Here is a 15,351-nt window from a genome sequence, read left to right as displayed (position 1 = left end):
GCTCTTGCGCCGCACGCAGTTCGGCCGCGACCCGCTGGGCGGCGCCCAGGCCGTTGCGCGCGTGGCGGATCATAACCATTCCGGCATAGGTGGGCTGGGTGCCCTGGGTCCCGCGCTCGAACAGCGCGTAGCCCACCTGTTCCTCCAGTTGCGCCAGCGCCTTGGAGGCGGCGGGCTGGGACATGTGCAAGCGCTCGGCAGCGCGCCCCAGATGACGCTCGTCGTCCAGCGCGACCAGCAGTTCGGCATGACGCCGCTTGAGATGAGTGCCGGCGCGGTCTGGCATGGCTATTCATATTCATATGGTTATGAATCGTTCAGTTTATTTCATTTCACGGGCGCACCAGGCCCTGGGCATACTTGCCGCTCGACGAGAGACAGGCGTTCCCCAAGGCCCAGCCAGGGAAGAACGCCGGAATGGAGACAAGGCAATGAAGAAGTTCTGGATGGCCGTGGCCGCGAGCTGGGCCTGTGGCATGACGGGCGCGGCGGCTGCGGCGGATGCGTATCCGGCGCGGCCGGTGCAGATCGTGGTGCCGTTCTCGCCGGGCGGCGCGGTGGACGTGCTGGCGCGCCAGTTGGCGCAGCGCCTGGAGCCCCGCGGCTACACCCTGGTGGTCGAGAACAAGCCGGGCGCGGGCGGCAATATCGCCGCGTCCATGGTGGCGCGCGCCGCGCCCGATGGCTACACGCTGCTGATGGGCACCACCAACACGCACGGCATCAACAGCGCGCTGTACGCCAGCCTGCCTTACGACCCGGTGCGCGACTTCGCGCCGGTCGGCCTGGTGGCGGACAACGTGGTGGTGCTGCTGGCCAATGCCGATTTTCCGGCCTCGACGCTGGCCGATGCGGTCAGCCTGATCAAGGCCAACCCCGGCAAATACACCTATGGCTCGCCCGGCCTGGGCACGGTGCACCAGTTGGCGATGGAGCAGTTGAAGCATGCCGCCGGCCTGGACGTGGTGCATGCGCCGTACAAGGGCGCGGCGCCGGCGATGGCCGATCTGGTCGCCGGCCACGTGCCGCTGATGATAGGCGGCATCGCGCCGGCGATTCCGTTCCTGGCGTCCGGCAAGGTCAAGGTGCTGGGCGTGGCCAATACCGAAAAGTATGCCGCGCTGCCCGACGTGCCGCTGTTTTCCGACGTGGCCGCGGGCGTCGCGGTGCGTTCATGGATCGGCTTGTTCGCGCCCGCCAGCACGCCGCCCGCGGTGGTCCAGAAGCTGAGCGCGGACCTGCAGGCCGTGCTCACGGACAGCGCGTTCGAACAGGCGCTGCAGCCCCTGGGCATGGTGCCGATCTACATGACGCCCGAAGCCTTCGGCGACATGGTCAAGCGCGACATGCCGGCGTGGCGCGCGGCAGTGGAAATGTCCGGGGCGAAGCAATGACGCGCGCCGCGAAGCCCGTCAATTTCCTGCTGTTCATCACCGACCAGCACCGCGCCGACCATCTGGGCGCCTATGGCAACCAGGTGGTCCACACGCCCAACCTGGACCGCCTTGCCGCGTCCGGCTGGCGCGCCGACAACATGCACGTCGCCACGCCCATCTGCATGCCGAACCGGGCCAGCCTCATGACGGGCCGCTATCCGTCCGCGCACGGCGCGCGCCACAACGGCATAGCGCTGTCGCTGCGCAGCCGCACCTTTGTCGAAGCCATGCGCGAGGCCGGCTATGGCACCGCGCTGGTCGGCAAGGTGCACTTGCAGAACATGACCGACATCCCGCCTTCCTGGCCCGTGCGCGCCGAAGACAGGCTGCCGCGCGAGGCGGTAGAGCCCGACGCCGGCCGCTACGACCAGGAGCAGCGCAAGCTGTGGCTGGAATGCGCCGACCACGAGCTGAGCTATCCCTATTACGGTTTCGACCAGGTCGACCTGGTCGACGACCACAGTGACGACGTGCATGGCCATTACCGGCGCTGGCTGCGGCGGGTACATCCGGAGGTCGAGGCGCTGATCGGCCCGGCGCATGCCATTCCCGCGCCGGAATACGAGCTGACGGGCATCCGCCAGGCCTGGCGCACGCGCGTGCCTGAAGAGCTGTACCCCACGGCCTATATCGCCGACCGCAGCATCGAGGCGCTGCGCGGCTACGCGGCCTCGGATCAGCCGTTCTTCCTGCAATGCTCGTTTCCCGATCCGCATCATCCCTTCACGCCGCCGGGGCGCTTCTGGGACCTGCACAAGCCCGAGGATATGGAGTTGCCCGCGTCCTTCCACGGCGCAGGAACCCCGCCGCCGCATGTGGCCTGGCTGCGCGCGCAGCGCGACGCCGGCACCGCGGTCAAGCACACGCCCGCGATCTTCTCCTGCAACGAGCGCGAGGCGCGCGAAGCGCTGGCGCTGAACTACGGATCGATCGCCAACATCGACAACCAGATCGGCAGGGTGTTGGCCGAACTGGAGGCGCTGGGGCTGGCCGACAACACGGTGGTGATCTTCACCAGCGACCATGGCGATTACCTGGGCGACCATCAATTGATGCTGAAGGGGCCGATCCACTACCGCGGCCTGACCCGCGTGCCATTCATTTGGCGCGATCCCACCGCCGCGCCGACGGCGGGTGCGGCCAGCGACGCCTTGCTCAGCACTATCGACGTGGCGCCCACCGTGCTGGCGCGCGCCGGCGTGCAGCCCTACAACGGCATCCAGGGGCGCGACATGGCGGGGCTCATCGCCGGCCGCGAGGCAGCCGTGCGCGATGCGCTGATGATCGAGGAAGAAGGGCAGCGCGTGATTCTTGGCTTCAACAGCCGCATCCGCTGTCGCACGCTGCTGGCCGAGGGCTTCCGTGTCACGGTCTACGATGGCGCGCGCTGGGGCGAACTCTATGACCTGAAGCAGGATCCGCACGAACTGCGCAACCTGTGGGACGAACCGGCGCATGCCGGCGACCGCGCGCGGCTGCTGGAAAGGCTGGCCTACGGCATGCTGGAACACATCGACACCAGCCCCTATCCCAGCGCGCTGGCGTGATGCGGCGCGGCCGGCTTAGGCGCGGCCGGCTCAGGCGCGGCCAGCCGGCGTGGACCGACCCGGCCGGTGCGCTGTGCGTCAGGCAGCCTTGGCGGCCAGCTTGGTCTTGTAGAGCCAGTCCTTGTAGTCGTCCAGGTCGCCATCGAAGGGGCTGACCTCGCCGTCCGCCACGATGATGAATTCATCGGTGGTGGCGCGCAGCAGGTGGCGGTCGTGCGACACCAGCATGAGCGTGCCTTCGAACTGGGCCAGCGCGGTGGTCAGGGCTTCGCGGGTTTCCAGGTCCAGGTGGTTGGTGGGCTCGTCCAGCAACAGCAGGTTGGGGCGCTGCCAGACGATCAGGGCCAGCGCCAGCCGCGCCTTTTCGCCGCCGGAGAACGGCGCGATGGAACTGGTGGCCATGTTGCCGTTGAAGTTGAAGCTGCCCAGGAAGTTGCGCAATTCCTGCTCGCGCACCGTGGGCGCGATCTTCGTCATATGCCACAACGGCGATTCGTCATGGCGCAGCATCTCTACTTGATGCTGGGCGAAGTAGCCGATCGACAGTCCCTTGTTGAACTGCGCCTCGCCGGCCAGCGTCGCCAGTTCGCCCGCGATGGTCTTGATGAAGGTGGACTTGCCCGCGCCGTTGATGCCCAAGAGGCCGATGCGCTGCCCGGCCTGCAGCGAAAAATTGATGCCCGACACGATGATCTTGTCGGACTCGACTTCCGTTTCCTCGTCCGCGATGCGATAGCCGGCGCTGACCGCGTCCATGGTCAAGAGCGGGTTCGGTGCGCGCAAGGGCTCGCGGAATTCGAACGAGAACTCGGCGGCGGCGCGCAGCGGCGCCACTTCCTCCATTCGGGCCAGCGCCTTGATGCGGCTTTGCGCCTGGCGCGCCTTGCTGGCCTGGGCCTTGAAGCGGTCGATGAAGGATTGCAGGTGCGAGCGCTGGCGCATCTGCTTTTCCATCATGCCTTGCGCCAGTTCCAGCTGCGCGGCGCGCTGGCGCTCGAAGGACGAATAGTGGCCCGAATAACGCTTGAGCTTGCGCTCATCGATATGGACGATGACGTTGACCACGCCGTCCAGGAAGTCGCGATCGTGCGAGATGACGATGAGCGTACCCGGATAGCGCTTGAGCCAGTCTTCCAGCCAGATGATGGCGTCCAGGTCCAAGTGGTTGGTGGGCTCATCCAGCAGCAGCAGGTCGGACGGGCACATCAGCGCTTGCGCCAGGTTCAGGCGCATGCGCCAGCCGCCGGAAAAACTCGTCAGCGGCAGGTGCATCTGCGCCTGCGTGAAGCCCAGGCCGGTCAGCAGTTGCTCGGCGCGTGAATGCACCGTGTAGGCATCGGCGTCGGCCAGCGCGGCGTAGATGTCGGCCATGCGCAGGCCGTTCTCGGTGCTCTCCGGCTCGGCTTCGAGCTGCGCCAGTTCCGCTTCCAGCTTGCGCAAGGTCACGTCGCCGTCGATCGCGTATTCGATGGCCGGCCGGTCCAGCGCAGGCGTTTCCTGCGCCACATAGGCCATGCGCCAGCTGGACGGGTAGTCGAGGTCGCCCTGGTCGGCGTGCAGCGTGCCGCGCAAGAGGCCGAACAGGCTGGACTTGCCGGCGCCGTTGGCGCCGATCAGGCCGATCTTGTCGCCGGGGTTGAGCAGCAGGTCGACCTTGTCGAGCAGGGGCTTGACGCCCCGCATGAGTGAAACTTGTTGGAAGCGGATCATGGATGATGCAACAGGGGACGCGGCAGGATACCCGCCGGCCAGGCGCGGTGAAAAATAGTCGGGGAAGGGGGGCGCTCAGGCGGCGCGGACGGGCGGGCGGAACGGGCGTTCGTTCCACGTCAAGGGCGGTATTGTACAGGGGCCGGCGCGCCGGCCGCGCGCGGTGGCGCCGGTTACCGCGAGGCGAACCGGCTGTCCAGCACCCGCCGCAGGCGAACCGCGTCGCCGAAGCGCGAGCCGCTGGTGCCCTGCGCGTTGAGCAGCACCATGGCCAGGTTGCGTTTGCCGACCCTGACCGCCATGACCAGGCAGTCGCCGGCTTCGCGGGTGGTGCCGGTTTTGGACACCAGAATGTCCCATTGCGGACGGCCCACCAGGATATTGGTGTTGCGGAAGGTCTGGCCGGCGGCCTGGTAGCTGGTCTCGCCGGTGTATTGCGAGATCAGCGGCTGCGCCGCGATCGCGTCGAGCAACTTGACCAGATCCCTGGCCGAAGACTGATTTTCGTTGGACAGGCCGCTCGGCTCGGCGAAGCTGGAATCGGTCATGCCCAGCGCGCGGGCTTCGGCATTCATTGCCGCGACGAAGGCCGCCGTGCCGCCGGTATAGGTGCGCCCCAGGGCCTGCGCGGCGCTGTTTTCGGAAGGGACCAGCGCCAGGCGCAGCAAATCGGCGCGGCTCAGCTTGGTGCCGGCCGTCAGGCGCGAGGGCAACTCACTGGTGGAACGGGTGTCGCTGGCGTCGATGGTGATGAGCTCGTCCATGGGCAGGCCCGCCTTCACCAGCGTCAGCGCCGTCATGAGCTTGGTGATGGAGGCGATGGGACGCACGGCGTCCTCGTTGCGCGCGAACAGGACTTCGGAGGTGTCCAGGTCCTGGACCAGGATCGTGCTGGACTTGAGCTTGCCGATTTCCTTGGCCGGGTCGCGTGTGACCAACGGAGCGTTCGCGGCCGCGTCCGGGTCCAGCGGATCGGGTTGCGCGCCCCAGCGCTGGACGGCGATGCGCTTGCCGTAGCCATGCTGGCACATCGGCAGGGAGGGCTGGGAATTGCAAGGGTGGAAATTGGCAGCCTGAGCCTGGGCCGGCTCCGGCAAGCCCGCCGCCATGGTCGCCCATAGCGCCGCCACGCAGAATGACATCGACATTTGCCGCAAGATCAGCGCCACGACCGCTCCCCGATTCTCCGGCCCCGCGACGGGCAGCGCGTTACCGGAATATGCATTTGAAAGCTGATATTACTGCGGCTGGCGCCGTTATCGCCGTCTGGCGCGCCCGCCCATGACGGCGAGGGCTGCGCGGGCGTATCTGCGGCACCGGACACTAGGCGCGCGCAATGGCCTCGGCCAGCGCCAGCACGCGTTCCGCCTCGCGCGCATGCAGGTTTTCGACCAGCGCGCCGTCGACCACGGCCACGCCCAGGCCGGCGGCCTGCGCGGCCTGCCAGGCGTCCAGGCGCTTGCGCGCGGTGGCAAGTTCTTCTTCCGTGGGCGCGAAGGCGGCGTTGGCTGCCGCGATCTGTCTTGGGTGGATGAGCGTCTTGCCATCGAAGCCCTGGTCGCGTCCTTGCCTGCAGGCCGTCTCCAGGCCGGCGTCGTCGTGCAAGTCCAGGTGCACGCCGTCCAGGGCCGCCAGGCCGTGGGCCCGCGCCGCCATCACCGCCATCGAGCGCGCCAACAGGGTTTCTTCGCGCGAGGGCGTGTGGCGCGCGTGCAGATCCTTCACCAGATCCGAGGTGCCCACGACGATGGCCGCCAGTCTCGGATGGCCGCAGGCGATGGCGTCCAGCCGCAGAAAGCCCAAAGGCGTTTCCGCCATGGCCCACAAGGGCAGGCTGGCAGGCGCGCCCGCTGCGTCCAGCGCCCGCGCGAGCGCGTCGAGCTCGGCGGCGGACTGTACCTTGGGCAACAGCACCGCGTCGGCGCCCGCCTGGGCAATGGCCCGGACGTCGTCCAGGCCCCAGGCCGTGTCCAGCGCATTGACGCGCACCACGCATTCACGCCGGCCATAGCCGCCGGCGCGCAGGGCCGCGGCGACTTGTGCGCGCGCCTGCGCCTTGGCATCGGGCGCGACAGCGTCTTCCAGGTCGAGGATCAGGACGTCGGCGTCCAGGTTGCGCGCCTTGTCCAGCGCGCGTGCATTGGCGCCAGGCATATAGAGGACGGAACGGCGGGGTCGGATCGGAGAATTCATGAGGCGGTTTCAGTTCTTGGTATTGCCGACGATCCGTACGGGCGTGGTGCACACGTAGCCCACGCCGTACACCGTGCGTATGCCCATGTCGCCGCCGGCATGCGCGCGCAGTTTGCGGCGCAGGCGGTGCATGTGGGCATCCAGCCGGTGCGTATCGTAGGCCTGCACGCTGGCGCCCAGCGCTTCGATCAGGCGGTCGCGCGACAGGGGCAGCGGCGCGGCCTGGATCAGCGCGCCGATCAGCCGGCTTTCGGTGTCGGTGATGTCCACGCAAACCTGCTTCGGCGACACCAGCGTGCGCCGCGCCGGATCGAAGCGCCAGGCGTCCGATTCGGGAGCGTCGGCATCGTCTGCCGGCACCACGCGCAAGCGGCGCGACAGCGACACCAGGGTGGCGCCCAGCTCGGCCAGGTTGACGGGTTTGGTGAGGTAGTGGTCGGCGCCCAGGCTCAGGCCCGAGACCTTGTCTTCGCTCAACAGGCGTCCGGTGAGCATGATGATGCCCATGGACGGGAAGGAGGTCCGCAAGTGGGACACGCGGGTCAGCGCGTCGCCGTCCGGCAGCATGGCGTCCAGCACCAGGATGCCCGGCGTGACGGTGAGCAACAACTGGTCCAGCTCTGCCAGGGAGCCGGCAGTGAGGATGCTGCGGCCCAGACCGAGGTCTTCTATGTATTCGGCGATGGTGTCGCGCCAGTCTCCGTGGTCGTCGACGATGATGATGGTCACGGCGAGTCCGGCGTCAGTGGTTGCGCGCAAGGAGGTTCGAGTGCAAACACGCCATCCGCTCCTTGTATCTGGGTCTTCTTGTATAGGGGGAGTCCGCGAGCGCGAAATCTTTCGTATCGCGCGCTTGCGGAGAATATCATCATCGCCGCTGCGGCGCCGCGTCAAGAATCAAGGATGGCAGCCGAGCGGTGGAGAACTTGAGGTTGATCAAAAAATGAGCAGCCCGTTGCGCGTCGGCCGAACGGCCATCAGCCATGGGTTCGAGCCTGTTTTATCCACAGAAATTGTGGATAAGGCCGACGCTGTGGATACTGTGCTTTTTATGTAGGCAGGTGCTCGACGGGAACGCCTGGCGGCACCTTGCGCATGCGGTCGCGCTCGATGCGGGGCGAGGCGAAACGGGTCTTGCGCGCGGCTGCGTTCTGCAGCAGCACGGACAGCACGGCTCCCTTGTCCTGTATCCACTGGTTCTTGCTGCGCAGCAATTTCATGGCGTTCTCGACCGTGCCCAGCCGGTACGACATGGCATTGATCTCGACCGAGGTCTTGCCGTTGAACAGGGACGCGTCCTGTTCGGTGATTGCCGCGGCGTCGAGATTGCTGCTGTCGTGGTCGATGCGGTAGACGAACTTCAAGCCACTGTGCGGGTCTTGCACGACCACGAGCTTGTCGGACCCCGAGACGTCGGACAGCATGCCGATCACCAGCGATTCGACCAGTTGGTTGCCGCGCTGTTCTTCGGTGTAGATGTATATCGTGTGGCGCGTTGCTGGCGCGGCGGGAGTCTGTGGCATACCTGGCTTCAATAGTGCGGGGCGGGCCTCACGGCCCGGACAAGCTGCGAAAAGAGCGCGGCGGTTCGGCCTATGTGGCCCGGCCTTACGCGGCCCGGCCTTACGCGGCGCGTCGCATGCGCATCAGCAGGCGCGCTTTGACCTCGGGCCAGTCCTGGTCGAGGATCGCGAAGTAGATCATGTCGCGCGTGCGTCCCGATTGCGCAATCAGGTGCTTGCGGAACACGCCTTCCTCCACGCCGCCGATGCGCAGGATGGCCTGGCGCGATTGCATGTTGCTCAGTTCAGTCTTGAATACAACGCGCATGATACCAATTGTTTCAAAGGCGTGCTGCAATAACAAGAACTTGGCCTCGGTGTTGGCGCCGCTGCGTTGGCTTGCGGGCGTGAGCCAGGTGCCGCCGATCTCCAGGCGCTTGTGGGCCAGCGCAATGTCCATGTAGCGCGTCGCACCGATGATCTGGCCGTTGTCCTGGCGCACGATGACGAACGGCAGGCAATCGCCGTCGCGTTGGCCGGCCAGCGCGCGATCCACATAGCGCTGCATGTCGTCTTGCGTCTGCACCGGTTCGGGCTGCAGGCGCCAGAGCTCGGGATGCAGGCCTGCCTGCGCGAGCGCGGCCGCATGGCTGGCGGCCAGAGGTTCAAGGCGCACGACCTCGCCAGCGAGCGTGACGGGTTGGAGGCGAGGGGGTGTCATGGCGTGTTCCTTAAGAGCAACGAAGACAATGGAGGCGTGCCGCGCAGTGAGGGATTCTACGCGGGCGCGCTCTTGCCGAACACCGTACGCGAGCGCAGAATGCGCCGCATGAAAACAGACGCCTTGGTCTTGGGTGCAGGCATCGTCGGGGTGAGCGCCGCCCTGCATCTGGCGGCGCGCGGCCGCTCCGTGGTGCTGTTGGACCGGCGCGGCCCCGGCGAGGAAACCAGTTACGGCAACGCCGGCCTGATCGAACGGGCCAGCGTGATTCCCTATGCCTTTCCGCGCGACTGGCGCAGCCTGTGGCGCTACGCCAGGAACAATACGCCGGACGTGAGCTATCACCCGCGCTTCCTGCCACGCATCGCGCCGTGGCTGCTGCGCTATTGGTGGCATTCGGCGCCGTCGCGCCTGGCGCGCGCGGCCGAGGCCATGCTGCCGCTGATCGAACGCAGCGTGGCCGAGCACGATGCGCTCAAGGACGAAGCAGGCATTTCCCGGCTGTTCCGGCGCAATGGCTGGATCGACGGCGTGCGCAGCGAGGCGGGCCTGGCCCGGGCCGTCGCCGAGGCGCAGGCGCTCGCGCCCTATGGCTTGAACTACCGGGTATTGGACCGCCAGGCGCTGGCGGCGCTGGAGCCTGCGTTGGCGCGCATGGCGGGCGCGGTGCACTGGCTGGATCCGGTCAACGTGTCCGACCCCGGCGCCGTGACGCGAGGCTATGCAGCCTTGTTCGAGCGGCGCGGCGGCCTGCTGGCGCGCGGCGACGCGCGCAGCCTCAAGCCGTCGGGCAAGGGTTGGCAGGTGCAGGGCGAGCAGGGCGTGATCGAGGCCCGCGACGTGGTCGTGGCGCTGGGGCCGTGGTCGCCGGACATCCTGCGCCCGCTGGGCTATCGCATCCCCATGGCGGTCAAGCGCGGCTATCACCAGCACTTCGCGCTGGAGGACGGAGCGAGCTTGTCGCATCCAGTGGCCGACATCGAAAGCGGTTTCCTGGTGACGCCCATGACGCTGGGCGTGCGCCTGACGACCGGCGCGGAATTCGCGGCGCGCGATGCGCCGCCTTCACCGATCCAGATCCAGCGCACACGCGCGCTGGCCGCGCAACTGCTGCCGCTGGGCGAGGCCGTTGAACGGGAACCTTGGATGGGATGCCGGCCCTGCATGGCGGACATGCGGCCGGTCATCGGACCGGCGCCGCGCCATCCGGGGCTCTGGTTGGCTTTCGGCCATGCGCATCATGGCTTCACGTTGGGGCCGGTGACGGGCAAGTTGCTGGCCTGCATGATCACGGGCCAGGCGCCGGATATGGATCCGGCGCCTTACCGCGTCGGCCGCTGAGAGGACTCGGGCCGAAACCTCAGGCCTGCTTTGCGGCCTGTTCGCGGCGCTGGCGCACAGCCAGGGCCAGCGTGTCCAGCACAGGCTCGGTCTGGGACCAGCCCAGGCAGGCGTCCGTGATGGACACGCCGCGGCGCAGCGCCTGGCCGGGCTTCAGATCCTGGCGGCCTTCTTCGAGATGGCTTTCGATCATCACCCCGGTGATGCGGCCGTCGCCCTGGGCGATCTGGGCGGCGATGTCGTTGGCCACGTCGACCTGACGCAGGTGTGACTTGTTGGAGTTGGCGTGCGAGCAGTCGATCATGACCTGTTCGCGCTGGCCGGCCGCGCGCAGGGCGGCGCAGCAGGCATCGACGCTGGCGGCGTCGTAGTTCGGGCCTTGCTTGCCGCCGCGCAGAATGACGTGGGTGTCCTGGTTGCCACGGGTTTCGAAGATGGCCGCCATGCCCATCTTGGTCATGCCCATGAAGGCATGCTTGGCGCTGGCGGCGACCATGGCGTCGGCCGCGATCTGTACGCCGCCGTCGGTGCCGTTCTTGAAGCCCAGCGGGCAGCTCAGGCCCGAGCTCAACTGGCGGTGGCTGGGGCTTTCGGTGGTGCGCGCGCCGATGGCGCCCCAGGCGATCAGGTCGGCAATGTACTGCGGGCTGAGCAGGTCCAGGAATTCAGTCGCGGTCGGCAGGCCCAGGCCGCTGATGTCCAGCAGCAGTTCGCGCGCGCGGCGCAGGCCTTCGTTGATGCGGAAGCTGCCGTCCAGGCGCGGGTCATTGATGTAGCCCTTCCAGCCCACGGTGGTGCGCGGCTTCTCGAAGTACACCCGCATGACGATGAGCAGGTCCTTCCGGTGCTGTTCGGCGGCGGTGCGCAGCAGACGAGCGTACTCCATGGCCTGGCCATGGTCATGGATGGAACAGGGGCCGACCACCAGCACCAGGCGGTCGTCGCGGCCATGCAGCACGTCGGCGATCTGGACGCGGCTTTGCTCGACCAGCGTCTGGATCTCGGCCGACACCGGCAGCTCGTCCTGCAGCAGCGCAGGCGAAATCAAGGGGCGTACCGCGCTGATGCGGGTATCGTCCGTGCGCGTGTTGTCCTGGGTGGAGTCGGCCGCGCCGACCTCGCGGTCGTGCAGGGGGTCGTCAATGCGGGTCAAGGGTAGCTCCGTGCCGTAGATGCGGGTAGAAAGACATCTATTATGGCACCGGCCGCGCCGCGGGGCGACGGAAGGCTGCCTCCGTCTGGCTGATGCTCCAGATACTACGACTATCGGCGACGGGCTTGCATTAACCCGTTAGCGATAACGACATTCCGGGTGCGTATGCCTTAGCATGGTGTACACAGTTTCTCAGCGGCCGCCTGCGGGGGCCCGCCCTGTCTGAGTAGGACGGTAGACCATGCCTAAAACGGAACCCGGCGGGACCCGACGGATACTTCTCGTCGAAGACCATCCGGTCGAACGCGCCTATCTGCAGAACGTGCTGCTGGCGCTGGGTTTCCGCCGGGTGGCCGGCCTGGGCAGCAGCATCGAAGCCGTCACCGCGCTGGCGCGGCAGTTCTACGACGTGGTCATCAGCGATATCGTCACGGGCGAGGGCGACGGCACGCGCCTGCCCAACGAACTGCGGCGCCTGGTGGACGCCGGTCGCTTGAAGAGCATGCCGCCCATCATCTGGATCAGCAGCCTCAGCGATGAACTGTTGCAGTCGCATGTGCGTCTGGCTTTGCAGGCGGGCTGTCCGTCGGCGCAGGCGCTGTCCAAGCCGGTATCGCGCACGGCCATGCAGCAGGCGATCAAGGCGGCGCTGCGCAGCCTCGACGAGGACGATGCCGTGTCACTGCGGCCGCGCTCGCTGCGGCGCGACGTCATCGAGGCGGCGCTGGGTCATGCCTTGATCACGGGGCAGGGCATGAGCGTGGTGCTGCAGCCGCAGATGAGCCTGTCCACGGGCCGGGTGTTGGCTGCCGAGGCGCTGTCGCGCTGGGACCATCCCGAGCTGGGCGCGATTCCCGCGTCGGACTTCGTACCCGCCGCGCACCGGCTGGGCCTGGACCGCACCCTGTTCTGCCGCGTGACCGACCGGGTGCTGGAAGTCCTGCAGCGCATGCATGGCGAGGACTTCGCCGTGCCCATCGCGATCAATGCCTCGGCCTCCACGCTGTGCTCGCGCGACCTGCCGGGCCTGCTGGAGCAGCGCGTGGCACAGGCCGGCCTGCCGGCGCGGCTGGTCAAGGTCGAGCTGACCGAGGACGAGCCGGTGACCGATTGGCTGGCCCTGTCCTCGGCGTTGAACCTGCTGCGGGTGCGCGGTTTTGAATTGGCGATGGACGACTTCGGCGCGGGCATTGCCTCCATGCGCCTGTTCTCGGCCATGCCGTTCACGGAACTGAAGATAGACCGCGACTTCATCGTACACATGCACCGCGAGCCCGCGTCGCGCGCGGTGGTCGCGGCCGCCATCGAGATGGGCCGCGTGCTGGGCCGGCGCGTGGTGGCCGAAGGCGTGGAGCATGAACGCGACGTGGAGCTGCTGCGCGAGCTGGGCTGCGATATGGCGCAAGGCTACGGGATTTCCGTGCCGCTGGAACCCGACGCCTTCATCGAGTTCTGCCGCGCGCATTGATCCTGCGCAGGGCGCATGGAGTATCCTGGCGCAGGCCGTGCCGACACCCGATTTTCAGCAGGCTTGACCCGGATCAAGATCGCGGCCGCGCATGGGAAAACGCCATCGGCGGCGGATTTACCATAGCCCCATGCGGGCCGCGCAGCGTGCGCGGCCTCCCCAAGATGGAGCGATTAACCGATGCGACGCCTATTGGCCGCTGTTCTGCTGATCTCCCTGCTGGCGTGGGCCGGGGCCTACTGGGCGCAACCTCCGGCCGAACTCAACGTCTGGACCGCGCGCGACCAGCTCATCCTGTTGACGGGCCTGGGTGCCTACGCAGTCATGACCCTGATCATGCTGCTGGCGGTACGTCCGATGTGGCTGGAAACGCGGATGGGCGGGCTGGACAAGATGTACCGGCTGCACAAATGGAGCGGCATCCTGGCCGCCGCGCTGGCGGCGGCGCATTACCTGATCAAGCTGGGCAAGCCGGTGCTGCTGGCGCTGTTCGACCCGGTGCCCAAGACGCCGCGCGCAGCCGCCTTGCTGGACATGTTCCGCGGCTCCGCCAAGGACATAGGCGAATGGGCCGTGTGGATCCTGGCGGCGATGGTGCTGCTGACACTGTGGCGGCGCTTTCCGTATCACATCTGGCGCCAGGTTCACCGCATTGCGGCGGCGATCTTCCTGGTGGTCGCCTTCCATGGCGTGGTGCTGACGCCCGCCGCCTGGTGGTGGCAGCCCGCGGGCTGGCTGGTGGCCGTGTGCACGGGCGTGGGGACCGTCTGCGCGTTGATGGCGCTGACTGGCAACATCGGGCGCGGACGCCGCTACAGGGGGCAGGTGCTGGCCATCGACCATCTTTCCGGCGACATCCTGGCGCTGACCTGTAGGGTGGAGGGCAACTGGCATCACCGTGCCGGGCAATTCGCCTTCCTGACCACCGACCGGCGCGAGGGCGCGCATCCCTACACGGTGTCCGGCGCGGACGATGGCACCGGCCGGGTGCAGTTCTCCATCAAGGCCTTGGGGGACTACACGCGGCGCCTGCAGCGCAGTGTGCAGGTGGGGCAGGAGGTGATCATCGAAGGGCCCTATGGCTGCTTCGACTTCCAACGCGACGATGGGCGGCCGCAGATCTGGGTGGCGGCCGGCATCGGCGTCACGCCGTTCATCTCATGGATGGAGTCGCTGCAGACCGACCCGGAAACGGCGCCGGTCGCGACCCTGTACTACTGCGCCCGCAACGCCGATGACGCGCCGTTCGCGGACCATCTGAAGGCGCTGTGCGCGCGCGTCCCGAACGTGACGCTGCGGGTGCGCTATAGCGATAGCCAGCGGCCGCTGACGGCCGCCGAGCTGGCCGCGCACCACACGCCGGGCGCGCCCTGGCCCAGCGTGTGGTTCTGCGGCCCGGCGGGATTCGCCGATGCGCTGAAGGACGGGCTGCACCGGCGCGGCATGCCGGTGAGCGAACTGTTCCACCAGGAGGCTTTCCAGATGCGCTGAGCGCGTCAGATTCCGGAGACTTCGATATCGCCCGGATAGTCGACCGAGAACTTCAGCACCGTTTCGCGCGACTTGCCGGGCTCCATTTCCCAGTCCCAGACCAGCTTTCCGTCTTCCTCGCGCTTGATCTCGCGATCGGCCGGCGACAGCAGCTTGACCACGATCTTCTCGTTGCGCGAAATGGGCAGGCGGTCCTTGAACGACACCTGCTCCTTGGTGGCCTTGTTGTTCTTGACCGTGATCTTGTACTCGTAGGTCACGCGCTTGCCGCTGCCGGAGAAACCGGTGCTTTCGGTATAGCGGTTGACCAACTGGCGCTTGATGGAGATGCCTTCATCGGCGCCGAGCGCGAGTTCGAGCTTCTCGCCGGGCATCACGGCCTTCATGGCGCTGGAAGCGACGAAGGCGTCGTCCAGGAAGGTGTTCAAGGCGCCGGCCAGGAAGGGGAAGTCCGTGCTGTTGCTGGCGTGCGCCGTCAGGAACATGGCTTCGCGCAGCGCCGGCGTCGACTGGTACTGCAGGGTGGCGGGCAGCTTGGCGGTGGCGATGGCCACGCGCTGCGAGGAATTGTCGGACAACAGAGTGGCCGGATTCTTGATCTGGAACGATGCGCTGGTGGCTTCCGCCTGCACCTGGGCAGTGGCCTGCTCCAGCGGTTCCGGCACCATCTCGACGGCGGGCGCCGCGGCGTCCTCGAAGGACTGGACGCGTTGGCGCGCCATCTTGGCCTGGGCCTCGGCCTGTTGCATGGCCGCCACCGGTGCGGGACTGGGGCGCGGGCGGGGCGGA

At 67.5% G+C, this 15,351-nt stretch carries 14 protein-coding genes; 5 read left to right on the top strand and 9 right to left on the bottom strand.

What is annotated here, in order from left to right; genetic code table 11:
- Positions 1-286, bottom strand: a 286-nt coding sequence (locus tag VIR09_RS29455) for a LysR family transcriptional regulator (RefSeq protein WP_332016094.1), incomplete at its 3' end; no start/stop codon positions are given.
- Positions 287-431: 145 nt separating this feature from the next.
- On the opposite strand from VIR09_RS29455, the gene VIR09_RS29450 reads away from it, so the two are divergent.
- Both VIR09_RS29450 and VIR09_RS29445 read left to right on the top strand, forming a co-directional pair.
- A complete protein-coding gene (locus VIR09_RS29450; protein WP_332016093.1) occupies positions 432-1,394 on the top strand; it encodes a tripartite tricarboxylate transporter substrate binding protein in 963 nt (320 codons plus the stop codon).
- Positions 1,391-2,983 (top strand): sulfatase family protein, encoded by a 1,593-nt coding sequence (locus VIR09_RS29445; protein ID WP_332016092.1) that lies wholly within the window; start codon positions 1,391-1,393, stop codon positions 2,981-2,983. The genes VIR09_RS29450 and VIR09_RS29445 overlap by 4 nt, the downstream gene beginning before the upstream one ends.
- Before the next feature lie 78 nt (positions 2,984-3,061).
- Here VIR09_RS29445 and VIR09_RS29440 read toward each other — a convergent pair whose 3' ends face one another.
- The 6 genes from VIR09_RS29440 to VIR09_RS29415 form a co-directional block, all read right to left on the bottom strand.
- Positions 3,062-4,693 carry an ATP-binding cassette domain-containing protein gene (locus VIR09_RS29440; RefSeq protein WP_332016091.1) on the bottom strand — a complete coding sequence of 544 codons (1,632 nt, stop codon included), beginning with the start codon at positions 4,691-4,693 and terminating at the stop codon, positions 3,062-3,064.
- A 173-nt stretch (positions 4,694-4,866) separates the two neighbouring features.
- Positions 4,867-5,862: a serine hydrolase gene (locus VIR09_RS29435; protein WP_332016090.1), complete on the bottom strand. Its 996-nt coding sequence runs from the start codon at positions 5,860-5,862 to the stop codon at positions 4,867-4,869.
- A gap of 154 nt (positions 5,863-6,016) precedes the next feature.
- On the bottom strand, positions 6,017-6,886 hold the full coding sequence (locus VIR09_RS29430; protein WP_332016089.1) for a CoA ester lyase: 870 nt from the start codon (positions 6,884-6,886) through the stop codon (positions 6,017-6,019).
- A 9-nt stretch (positions 6,887-6,895) separates the two neighbouring features.
- Positions 6,896-7,615, bottom strand: coding sequence for a response regulator transcription factor (locus VIR09_RS29425; protein ID WP_332016095.1), 720 nt, complete (start codon positions 7,613-7,615; stop codon positions 6,896-6,898).
- 320 nt (positions 7,616-7,935) lie between these two features.
- Positions 7,936-8,409, bottom strand: coding sequence for a hypothetical protein (locus VIR09_RS29420; protein ID WP_332016088.1), 474 nt, complete (start codon positions 8,407-8,409; stop codon positions 7,936-7,938).
- A 100-nt stretch (positions 8,410-8,509) separates the two neighbouring features.
- The gene (locus VIR09_RS29415; RefSeq protein ID WP_332016087.1) at positions 8,510-9,109 is read right to left on the bottom strand and encodes a GNAT family protein; all 600 of its coding nucleotides are present in this window, start codon (positions 9,107-9,109) and stop codon (positions 8,510-8,512) included.
- 108 nt (positions 9,110-9,217) lie between these two features.
- On the opposite strand from VIR09_RS29415, the gene VIR09_RS29410 reads away from it, so the two are divergent.
- Positions 9,218-10,450: an FAD-dependent oxidoreductase gene (locus VIR09_RS29410; RefSeq protein WP_332016086.1), complete on the top strand. Its 1,233-nt coding sequence runs from the start codon at positions 9,218-9,220 to the stop codon at positions 10,448-10,450.
- A gap of 19 nt (positions 10,451-10,469) precedes the next feature.
- Here VIR09_RS29410 and VIR09_RS29405 read toward each other — a convergent pair whose 3' ends face one another.
- Positions 10,470-11,603, bottom strand: coding sequence for a 3-deoxy-7-phosphoheptulonate synthase (locus VIR09_RS29405; protein ID WP_332016085.1), 1,134 nt, complete (start codon positions 11,601-11,603; stop codon positions 10,470-10,472).
- A 241-nt stretch (positions 11,604-11,844) separates the two neighbouring features.
- Between VIR09_RS29405 and VIR09_RS29400 the strand changes: the two genes are divergently transcribed.
- Both VIR09_RS29400 and VIR09_RS29395 read left to right on the top strand, forming a co-directional pair.
- Positions 11,845-13,071: an EAL domain-containing response regulator gene (locus tag VIR09_RS29400; protein ID WP_332016084.1), complete on the top strand. Its 1,227-nt coding sequence runs from the start codon at positions 11,845-11,847 to the stop codon at positions 13,069-13,071.
- Between the two features lie 180 nt (positions 13,072-13,251).
- Entirely contained in the window at positions 13,252-14,562 is a 1,311-nt protein-coding gene (locus tag VIR09_RS29395) for a ferredoxin reductase family protein (RefSeq protein WP_332016083.1), read from the top strand.
- A 5-nt stretch (positions 14,563-14,567) separates the two neighbouring features.
- Here VIR09_RS29395 and VIR09_RS29390 read toward each other — a convergent pair.
- On the bottom strand, positions 14,568-15,351 hold a 784-nt coding region (locus VIR09_RS29390), incomplete at its 5' end, for a DUF4139 domain-containing protein (protein ID WP_332016082.1).

This window comes from Achromobacter sp. (assembly GCF_036567245.1).
Lineage (GTDB): Bacteria > Pseudomonadota > Gammaproteobacteria > Burkholderiales > Burkholderiaceae_B > Achromobacter.
The sequence above is the reverse complement of the archived record's forward strand: the minus strand, read 5'-3'. Positions and strand labels throughout refer to the sequence as shown.